The sequence below is a fragment of the Gordonia hydrophobica NBRC 16057 genome, from assembly GCF_001592365.1.
GTDB lineage: Bacteria > Actinomycetota > Actinomycetes > Mycobacteriales > Mycobacteriaceae > Gordonia > Gordonia hydrophobica.
The window spans coordinates 1-2,223 of sequence record NZ_BCWU01000028.1; the positions used below are offsets into that span (position 1 = coordinate 1).

The 2,223-nt window shown below is 65.1% G+C and carries 2 protein-coding genes; both read right to left on the minus strand.

Features of this window, described 5'->3' with window-relative positions:
- Positions 1 to 63: 63 nt before the first annotated feature.
- The gene (gene istB / locus GH2_RS21045; RefSeq protein ID WP_066172647.1) at positions 64 to 885 is read right to left on the minus strand and encodes an IS21-like element helper ATPase IstB; all 822 of its coding nucleotides are present in this window, start codon (positions 883 to 885) and stop codon (positions 64 to 66) included.
- Positions 882 to 2,153 (minus strand): IS21 family transposase, encoded by a 1,272-nt coding sequence (istA, locus tag GH2_RS21050; RefSeq protein ID WP_204701092.1) that lies wholly within the window; start codon positions 2,151 to 2,153, stop codon positions 882 to 884. Before istA ends, istB begins: the two co-directional genes overlap by 4 nt.
- Positions 2,154 to 2,223: the final 70 nt, after the last annotated feature.

Consider the following 2,223-nt stretch of genomic DNA (forward strand, 5'->3'; position numbering starts at 1 on the left):
GTCAACGGCGGGTGAAATCTGACCCCTTTTCGACGTCTGAAAATTGACCCCCTGTGTTGGTTGTTAGTGGCGTTCGCCCGGTTCGGGCGAAGTTGTGAGGAGCTCCCGTCGGGAGCGTGTGCGGTAGGAGTCGCCGCTGAGTGCGAGGACTTCGGCGTGGTGCACGAGGCGGTCGATCATGGCGCCGGCGACGATGTCGTCATTGAAGATCTCTCCCCACCTCCCGAACGGCATGTTCGAGGTGATCAGGATCGAGCCCTGTTCGTAGCGGTGCGCGACCAGTTGGAAGAACAGGTTGGCCTGATCGGCATCGAACGGCAGGTAGCCGACCTCGTCGATGATCAACAGCTTGTACCGTCGCAGCCGCTTCAACTCGTGCTCCAAACGCCCCTCGCTGTGCGCAGTGGCGAGCCGGGCCGCCCATCCGGTGGCGGTGTCGAACGCGACCGGATACCCGGCCTGGCAGGCGGCCATTCCGAGTCCGATGCCGAGGTGGGTTTTGCCCACACCGGGCGGTCCGAGCAAGATCACGTTCTCGGCTTTGGCTATGAACGTCATCGTCTGCAGGTGCGCGAGAACATCACGCCGCAATGACGGCTGGTGATCGAGGTTGAAGTCCTCGAGGGTCTTTACTGCCGGAAAGTGCGCGCCGGCGATCCGCAGTCGGGTGCCGGAGGCCTCCCGGTCGGCGACTTGGCGTTGCAGGACCGCGGCCAGGTACTCCTCGTGCGACCACCCGTCCTGCCGGGCCGTCGCCGCCAGGGATTCCCACACTCGTCCGATCGTCGGTGTCTTGAGCACCCGAGACAGGTATGCCAACGTCGATGCCGTCGTCGCCCCGGAAGTGGCTGATCCTGTTGCGGCCGTGGTGGTTTCACTGATCATGCCGACGCCTCCGAGACTGGTGCCGGTGCGGGGTCGAAGTCGGTGCCGAACAGGCTGTCATAGCTGCCCGGGTCACGCACCAGCGTCGGGTCGACCGGCAGCAACCGGCCGCGCTGGGCAGCCTCATACCGGGCCCGCTGGGTGCGGGCGTACTCACGGCGCAGGACCTTCGCCGCGGCCACATGCTCAGGATCGGTGATCGTCCGGGCGGAGTCCCAGCATCGGGTGTGCACACCGATCGCCTGGCCTTGGCAGGAGATGACGACCTCGTCCATGCTCGCGGCGAAGTCGACGTACCGGCCGATCGCCGACGGATGCGCCGAGTAGTCGTTGCCGGCCACGCGCACGTAGTAGTCGCGCGCCAACCGCACCCGACCGGTCAACCCCACCGTCGGCGGCGCCGGCGGCAACCCAGTCATCGCCGCCAGATCCTGCTCAAGGAAATCGACCGGGCGGCCGTGCAACGAGCGGACCGTCCGGCGGTTGGCCTTCGGCAGCCACAGGCCAACCTGCTCGTTGAAGTCCGTCGGTGAGGCGAACTCACGGCCCGGCAGGAACGAGGTCTCGAAGTACCCGTTGTTCCGTTCGGTCATGCCCTTGAACTCCGGGTCCCGCGGTGGCGCTAGGACGATCCTGGTGCCCAGGGTGCCGGCGAACATCGCTGCCGGATCGGTGAGCTTACCTCGCCCGCCGATCGCTGACTCCCGGTCCCACACAAGGGTTTTCGACACTTTTCCGACTCCGGCGATCAGTTCCCACATGCCGGCGAGAATGTCTCCGGCCTGTCGGGACGGGATCATCATCGCCGACAAGAACTTCGAGAACGTCAGCGTCATCACCAGCACCGGCAAGATCGCCGTCTGCCCATAACCAGTCGGGATCCTCGTCGCCGGAAACCACAAGTCCATCTGCGCCGACTCACCCGGTACCCGCACGATCCGATCAGCCGGATCGATCCCGGCATAGTCCGGCCGGATCTGACGGACCCGATCCTTCAAGATCGTCATCGAGTTCGTCCACCCGATCCGCTCAGCGATCACCGTCGCCGGCATCCGCGCATCCAACATCAACTGCTGCCGGATCTGCGGTTCGACCGCATCGACCAACGACCCCCTCGACGCCCGCCGATACTTCGGCGGCTCCTCCGACCGCAACGCCGCCCGCACGGTGTTCCTGGCAACACCCGTCCGACGAACGATCGCCTTGATCGACAGTCCCTCAGCTCTGTGCAGTCGCCGGATCTCGGCCCAATCTTCCACTGAAATCACACCCTCCAGAGTGTCGAAGGGGGTCAACATTCACCCGTCGTCTGGGGGTCAGTATTCACGCGTCGTCGAC

What these genes read in the sequence shown, in the direction of transcription:
- istB (WP_066172647.1), bottom strand. Translation starts at nt 885, where the DNA reads ATGATCAGTGAAACCACCACGGCCGCAACAGGATCAGCCACTTCCGGG.